Source organism: Sinomicrobium pectinilyticum, from assembly GCF_003725735.1.
GTDB lineage: Bacteria > Bacteroidota > Bacteroidia > Flavobacteriales > Flavobacteriaceae > Sinomicrobium > Sinomicrobium pectinilyticum.
In genome coordinates, this window is sequence record NZ_RJTM01000051.1 from 1 (window position 1) to 212 (window position 212).

At 44.8% G+C, this 212-nt stretch carries 1 protein-coding gene; it reads right to left on the reverse strand.

The features are described from left to right. Positions 1-4 precede the first annotated feature (4 nt). Positions 5-212, reverse strand: a 208-nt coding sequence (locus ED312_RS23730) for a hypothetical protein (RefSeq protein ID WP_206363228.1), incomplete at its 5' end; no start/stop codon positions are given.

The following is a 212-nucleotide window of genomic DNA, read 5'->3' on the forward strand; positions in this document are numbered from 1 at the left end:
ATGGTTACGCCGTCAAAGCAACCTGTTTAGCGGCTGAAGGGAATGGTTTAGCCGCTAAACCAACTACTTCCGGTGTCAAAGGGATTGCTTTAATGGCCGTTTTCTTTCCTTTAGTCCCGATTATCAAACAACCCAAAACAATTTGGATTTGGAGGGTACGTTTTTTAGCCACGGATACACGGATGTTTTTGAGGTAGCTCCTTGCGGAACTT